This window comes from Marinobacter lipolyticus (genome assembly GCF_018424605.1).
Classification (GTDB): Bacteria; Pseudomonadota; Gammaproteobacteria; order Pseudomonadales; family Oleiphilaceae; genus Marinobacter; species Marinobacter lipolyticus_B.
On the sequence record NZ_QTKT01000003.1, the window covers coordinates 476,475 to 483,168 of the forward strand.

At 61.5% G+C, this 6,694-nt stretch carries 6 protein-coding genes; 5 read left to right on the plus strand and 1 reads right to left on the minus strand.

The window, feature by feature from the left end; all coding sequences use genetic code 11:
- Positions 1–31 precede the first annotated feature (31 nt).
- The 4 genes from DYI22_RS06845 to DYI22_RS06860 are packed head-to-tail and all read left to right on the plus strand — an operon-like array spanning position 32 to position 4,482.
- Positions 32–1,837: a TonB-dependent receptor domain-containing protein gene (locus DYI22_RS06845; RefSeq protein ID WP_213477286.1), complete on the plus strand. Its 1,806-nt coding sequence runs from the start codon at positions 32–34 to the stop codon at positions 1,835–1,837.
- Positions 1,838–1,854: 17 nt separating this feature from the next.
- The gene (locus tag DYI22_RS06850; RefSeq protein WP_323132885.1) at positions 1,855–2,757 is read left to right on the plus strand and encodes a cobalamin-binding protein; all 903 of its coding nucleotides are present in this window, start codon (positions 1,855–1,857) and stop codon (positions 2,755–2,757) included.
- Positions 2,758–2,767: 10 nt separating this feature from the next.
- A complete protein-coding gene (locus DYI22_RS06855; RefSeq protein WP_228300874.1) occupies positions 2,768–3,712 on the plus strand; it encodes a FecCD family ABC transporter permease in 945 nt (314 codons plus the stop codon).
- Positions 3,712–4,482, plus strand: a complete 771-nt coding sequence (locus tag DYI22_RS06860; RefSeq protein ID WP_213477288.1) for an ABC transporter ATP-binding protein — start codon at positions 3,712–3,714, stop codon at positions 4,480–4,482. Before DYI22_RS06855 ends, DYI22_RS06860 begins: the two co-directional genes overlap by 1 nt.
- Before the next feature lie 17 nt (positions 4,483–4,499).
- Here the strand turns inward: DYI22_RS06860 and DYI22_RS06865 are convergent, their stop codons facing one another.
- The gene (locus DYI22_RS06865; protein WP_213477289.1) at positions 4,500–5,483 is read right to left on the minus strand and encodes an integron integrase; all 984 of its coding nucleotides are present in this window, start codon (positions 5,481–5,483) and stop codon (positions 4,500–4,502) included.
- Between the two features lie 700 nt (positions 5,484–6,183).
- Between DYI22_RS06865 and DYI22_RS06870 the strand changes: the two genes are divergently transcribed.
- The gene (locus DYI22_RS06870; protein ID WP_213477290.1) at positions 6,184–6,570 is read left to right on the plus strand and encodes a VOC family protein; all 387 of its coding nucleotides are present in this window, start codon (positions 6,184–6,186) and stop codon (positions 6,568–6,570) included.
- The last annotated feature ends 124 nt before the right edge of the window (positions 6,571–6,694 follow it).

A 6,694-nucleotide genomic window follows, 5' to 3' on the forward strand; every position in this document is an offset into this window, starting at 1 on the left:
CGGGTGCGCGCGGTGTGCGGAGCAGTAAAAGATGACAGCAAAATCCCCTTTTCCAGCCTTACTGGCAGGCGCCTCACTGGCAGCCATGCCCACTCTGACCCTGGCCCAGAGCGACAGCGAATCTGAAACCCTGGATCCCATCGTGGTGACCGCCACCCTGGGCCCGCGAACCGTTGGCGAAAGCCTGTCGTCGGTGACGGTGGTGGACGAAGACGACATTCGCCGCCAGCAACCGAAGGAATTCCGCGAACTGATCGAATCCCAGCCTGGCGTGACCGTCTCTGGCAATGGCTCCTTCGGCAAGCAGACCGGCGTGCTGATGCGCGGCCACGCCTCGGATGCCACGATACTACTGGTGGACGGGGTTCGTATCCGATCCGCCACCGTCGGCGGCCCGGCCTGGCAGTACCTGCCGCCGCAGTTGCTGAACCGCGTGGAGATTGTGCGGGGCAGCCGCAGCAGCCTGTACGGTGCGGATGCGGTGGGCGGCGTGGTGCAGGCGTTTACTCTGCCGCGCGTCCAGGGTAACCGCGGCTGGGTGGAAGCCGGTGCCGGCAACTTCGACAGCCAGCAATACGGCGCGGGCTTCACCTCGGTCACCGAGCAGACCAGCGTGAGCGTGGGCGCCAACCGCTTCCGCACCGACGGGGCCCCGGTGATTGAAGGCGGCGACGACAAGGGTTACGACAACACCTCCGGCGTGGCCAGTGCCCGTCATGAATTCGACAACGGTGTGCGGGCCGGCTTCAGTTTCCTCAGCGCCGAAGGCAATACCGAATACGAGGGCGGGGAAGAGGACTTCCGTTTCCAGACCGCCGGGGTCAACCTGGATGTGCCGGTTACCAGCCACTGGCGCACCTCATTGCACCTGGCCGACGCCCGGGACGAGCTGGAAGATATCAGTGACTTTCCCGGTACCTTCAACACCCGCACCCGCAGCTCCCGGCTGGAGAACTGGCTGACCGCCGGCACCCACGAATTCGTGATCGGCGCCGAGTACCTGGTGGATAAAGTGGAAAGCACCACCGCGTATGACGAGAGCAGCCGCTCCAACGAAGCCTACTTCAGCCAGGCGCTGCTGAATTTCGGCCGCACCGACGTTCACCTGAGCCTGCGCAGTGACGACAACGAAGCCTACGGCAAGGAAGAAACCTGGGGCGCGGGCGCGGGTTACAAGTTTGATCGCAATCACCGGGTTCGCGCCAGTGCCGGTACCTCCTTCAAGGCGCCCTCGTTCAACGATCTGTACTTCCCCGGTTTCGGTAACCCGGACCTGGAGCCGGAAGAGGCCACCAGTTATGAAGTGGGCATTGAAGGCCGCTATACCCGGTGGTTCTGGGATCTGGCGGCGTACCAGAGCGATGTGGAAGACCTCTCCCTGCCTACCCAGGATCAGGCCGGCAGCGTGCCGGAAGCGCGCTTGCGCGGCGTGGAACTGACTGGCGGCTGGGTGTACGACGGCTGGAGCCTGAAAGCCGCCGCCTCGGTGGGGGATTTTGAAGACAAGGAAACCGGCCGCCAGCTGGCCCGCCGGGCCGAGCGCACGGTGCGGGTGGACTTGGACAAGCAGGTGAACACCTGGAGCTTTGGCACAACGGTGCGGGCAGAAAGCCAGCGCTACGAAGACCTGTTCGGCATTGGTCGTGAGCGCATCCCCGGTTACGGAGTCTGGGACCTGCGGGCCAGCAAGACACTGGCGCCGGGCTGGCAGGCATCGCTGGCCGTGGATAACGTGCTGGATAACGAATACGCTACGGCTAAGCGTTTCGACAATACCGACTTTATCGCGGCCGGGCGCACCGCCTTCCTGTCGATTCGCTACGACTTCATCCGTTAATTCCTGAAGGTGCCGGTTTGATTCCCAGGTTATCTTTTCCACGGGTTTTTCTGAGGTGGGCGGCAACGCCCCTTCTCGCGCTGCTGGCCGGGCCGGCCGCGGCGACCTGTGTGGACGATGACCGGGGAACCAAGGTGTGCCTGGACCAGCCGGCGCAGCGGATTATCTCGTTGTCGCCGGGGGCCACCGAGCTGCTGTTCTCGGCCGGTGCAGGCGACCAGGTCAAAGCTGTCAGCGCCTGGAGCGACTACCCACCGGAAGCGGCCGGTCTGCCTCAGGTGGGCGACAGCAACCGTCTGGATCTGGAGGCCATCGTGTCGCTGCGGCCGGATCTGGTGGTGGCCTGGGTGGATGGCAATTCCGTGCCGCAGCTCGAGAAAATCGCCGCCTTGGGGGTGCCGGTGTTCTGGCTGGAACCACGCACCTTTGAACACATTGCCAGTGCCGTGGAGCGCCTGGCGACCCTCAGTGGTCACGACGAGGTCGGCGCCGAACGGGCTGGCGACTTTCTGGCGGGCATTGCGCGGCTGCATGCCCGCTATCGCGGGGCGGAGCCGCTGCGGGTGTTCTATCAGGTGTGGCATGAGCCGCTGATGACCATCAACAACGACGAGCTGATCGGCCGGACCATTCGCCTGTGCGGTGGTGACAACGTGTTCGGCGATCTGCCGCGACTGGTGCCCCGCATCAGCACCGAAGCGGTGCTGGAGGCCAACCCCGAAGTGATCCTTACGGGTGGTGAAGACCGCGAAGACCGCCGCTGGCTGGATCAGTGGCGACAGTACCCGGAGCTTGCGGCCGTCGCGCGGGATAACCTCTACCTGGTGTCGCCGTCGCTGATCCAGCGCCCCACCTTGCGGATGCTGCAAGGCACCGATGAGTTGTGCCAGACCCTGGAGCAGGCCCGTGCGCGGTTATAGCCGGCCGCTGATGGCGCTGGGCGGCCTCGGGTTGCTGTGCATCGCGCTGTCGGTCAGCATCGGCAGCGCGTCGCTGTCGCTAACCGACACCCTCGCCGTGCTGACCGGAAGCGGCACGCCCCTGCAACAAACCCTCATTCTGGAACTGCGCCTGCCCCGCACCCTCAGTGCGTTCGCCACCGGCGGATTGCTGGCGGTGGCCGGTGCCTTGATGCAGGTGCTGCTGAGGAACCCGTTGGCCGATCCTTACATTCTGGGGCTGTCCGGCGGCGCCGCGGTGGGCGCGTTGCTGGCCATGCTAGCAGGATTCGCCGGGGTGCTGGTGTCGGGTTCGGCCTTTGCCGGCGCGATGCTCGCGACCCTGCTGGTGTTCGGCCTGGCCCACGGCACCGGCAGCTGGACGCCGTCCCGCCTGCTGCTGACCGGCGTGGTGGTCGCCGCCGGCTGGGGCGCCATCATCACCCTGATTCTTGCCATGAGCCCGGCCCGGCAGCTGCCGGGGATGCTGTACTGGCTGATGGGTGATCTCTCCCATGCAGGCAGCCCGGGTGCCGGCCTGGGGTTGCTGGCGCTGGTGTGCGCCCTGGTGTTTCCGCTGGGGCGAAGCCTGAACGTGCTGGCCCGGGGCCCGCTGCAGGCAGCGGCGCTGGGGGTGTCGGTGCGGCCGCTGGAATGGCTGATTTACGTGCTGGCCAGTGTGCTCACGGCCGCGGCGGTGTCCATGGCCGGCAGCATCGGTTTCGTGGGGCTGGTGGTGCCCCACATGCTGCGGCTGGTGCTGGGCAATGATCAGCGGCTGATACTGCCGGCCTGTGCTCTCGCTGGCGGCTGCCTGCTGGTGCTGGCCGACAGCCTGGCACGGGTGGTGATCGCGCCGGAACAGTTACCGGTGGGCGTGATCACCGCTTTGCTGGGGGTGCCCACCTTCCTGTACCTGCTGTACCGGAGCCGCTGATGCCAGGCCTGCACACCGACCAGCTGATCATCGATATTCCCGGCCGCGCCGACGGCACGCCGCTGAACCTGCGGATTGGCGCGGGCGAAGTCTGGGGTGTATTGGGCCCCAATGGCGTGGGCAAAACCACATTGTTACACACGCTTTCCGGACTGCGGGCGCCCCGCCAGGGCAACGTAAGGCTGGGCGACACGGCCCTTGCCAATCTGGGCCGGCGAGCCATTGCCCGTAAACTCGGTGTGGTGTTTCAGGATCAGCAGGACGGCTTCCCCGCCACCGCGCTGGAAACCGCACTGGTTGGCCGCCACCCCTGGCTGTCTCCGTGGCAGATGGAAACCGCCGAGGACGAGCGCATAGCCCGCGACGCCTTGGGCCAACTGGGCGTTGATCACCTGAGCGCGCGCCTGGTCAATACCCTCTCCGGTGGCGAGCGCCAACGAGTGGCGATTGCCACGGTGCTGGCACAGAACCCGGACACCTGGCTGCTGGACGAGCCCACCAACCACCTGGATCTGCATCATCAGGTGGCGGTGCTGCAGCTGCTAAGCGAGCAGGCACGGTGCGGGCGCTCGATTTTCATGTGCCTGCACGACCTGAATCTGGCTGCGCGCTGGTGCGATCACCTGCTGCTGCTCTATCCCAGCGGAGAAGCCTGCTGGGGCACAACCGACACCATGCTGGTTCCATCTGCTCTGGAGCGCCTGTACGGCCAGAAGCTGATCACGGTGGAAGCCGACGGCGCACCGGTGTTTGTGCCGGTAAAGGGCTGACGCAACGGGGCTGTACCTCAGGCATCCAGTGGACTGCTGATGCCCCGTTCGTGAGTGCCGACCACATGGGTGTAAATCTGCGTGGTGGAAATGTCATTGTGACCCAGCAATTCCTGGATGCTGCGAATGTCGGTGCCGCGCTTCAGGAGGTTGGTGGCGAAGCTGTGCCGAAAGGTGTGGCAACTGGCTTTTTTACGGATCCCGCTGGCGCGAATGGCATCGTTCACCGCACGGCGAACCTGCTGCTCACCGATATGATGTCGGCGCCGCACCCCAGACCGCGGATCGATCGTTAGTCGCAGCGCAGGGAACACATACTGCCAGGCGGGGCTGCGTGCCGCGGCAGGGTATTTCTTGTTCAGCGCCTGGGGCATGTAGACTTCGCCGAAGCCGTCCTCCAGGTCCTGCTGGTGAAGTGCCAGTGCATACTCCACCTGATTCTTCAGGCTCTCACAAATGGAGGCGGGCAAGATCGTGCGTCGCCATTTGTCGCCCTTGGTTTCGCGCACAAACAGGCAGGGCTCAGAGAAGTCCACGTCCTGAATCCGCAGGCGCGCCGCCTCCATCACCCGCAAACCAGAGCCATACATCAGGCTGGCGATTAGTCGATTCGTGCCCTGCATATTCGACAACACCGACATGGCTTCCTCGTGACTGAACACCGTCGGCAACTTGCGGCCCCGGGAGGTGTTGATGAACTGCAACTCCCCCAGCTCTCTCCCCAAGAACTGGTGATACATAAATACCACCGCATTCAGCGCTGTTTTCTGGGTGTTCACTGCCACATTGCGGTTATTCGCCAGATGACTCAGCCAGGCGTTTACCTCTTCCGCCCCCATAGATTCCGGATGGCGCTTGTCGTGAAACCGGATAAATTCCCTTACCCAGTTGCAGTAGGTTTTCTCTGTGCGGTAAGCGAGATGCCGGGCGCGAATGAATGCGCGGAAGCGATCCATGAACCGGGTCGGGATAGCTGGCAGTGGGACCGGAATGTCATCCATGAATACAAGTCCTGGTTAATGCTGTATATGCATACAGTTTATGTTCGGATTATGGCGTTGGCAACTGGAAAAATGATCATTGCGACTATGATCTGGGTGAGTTTGTAGAAATCCGTAATTTTCTTTTCCGAATCAGGGGGATGGAGAGTTGGCCAGAAAAGTGGATAGTGGTCTTTGTGATCATTTTTGTTCGGTACGGGTGTCAGGAAAATAGCCAGAACTTATTGACCTGACTGGATTTTCTACCTAGTTTTGAGGGATTATTGAATTGAGATATGAGTCGTGGGAAAAGTGATCATTCAGACTCATATACAAATGTTAAAGGCCTTGGCTTCGGTGGCCATTGGCGTGGTGCAAAGCCGGTAAAAAGGTGTTCGGCCTCGCCAGAAAACAACCTTCAGTCTGGTATCGGATTTGGCGGGTAATCTGGCGTTCAGGTCGCGGGGCAATCCGACGCCATTTCTGAATCAATCCGCCCATTCGGTGTTCTGGTTCCTGGCGCCATGGGTTAAGTTGGTACACAGTATCGGGAGTAGGCATTCGGTATTGGGTGCCGGTTCAAAAACCACGGGTAAACAGGCCCTTAACAAGTCGCAGCAGTACGCGGCCTACGGCCGCCGGACACCCTTTCCGTGGCTCCTTCGTCGCCACTCCAAGGGTGCCGCTGTGCTCAGCGTTATGTTGCTAGGAGAGCCTCGTTGTGATCTTGAGACTTGACCATTTAGTACTCACTGTTCGCAGCATAGAGGATACGGTTCGCTTTTATACGGATGTCCTCGGTATGGAGCAGGAAATTTTTGGTGAGGGGAGAGTTGCGCTGAAATTTGGTGCCCAGAAAATCAATCTGCACCAATCGGGTAAGGAGTTTGAACCAAAAGCTCGCACTCCTACGCCGGGTTCGGCAGATGTATGTTTTATTACCGATCTGCCTATCCACGAGGCTTACGATCGAGTTTCAGAAAAAAAGGTTCAAATCGTAGAAGGCATTGTTTCGCGCACAGGGGCGGTAGGGCCAATACAATCCTTTTACTTCAGAGATCCCGATCAAAATTTGATCGAGGTTTCGTCGTACGGAACCGCAACATAACCAGTGACTGTGGTGTCAATCACATATATTAAGCCATATTTTCACGCCACGGCTCTTGGTTCTTGATCATGGTATTGAGCACCACAATCATCTTTCGCATGCAGGCAACGACGGCCACTTTTGG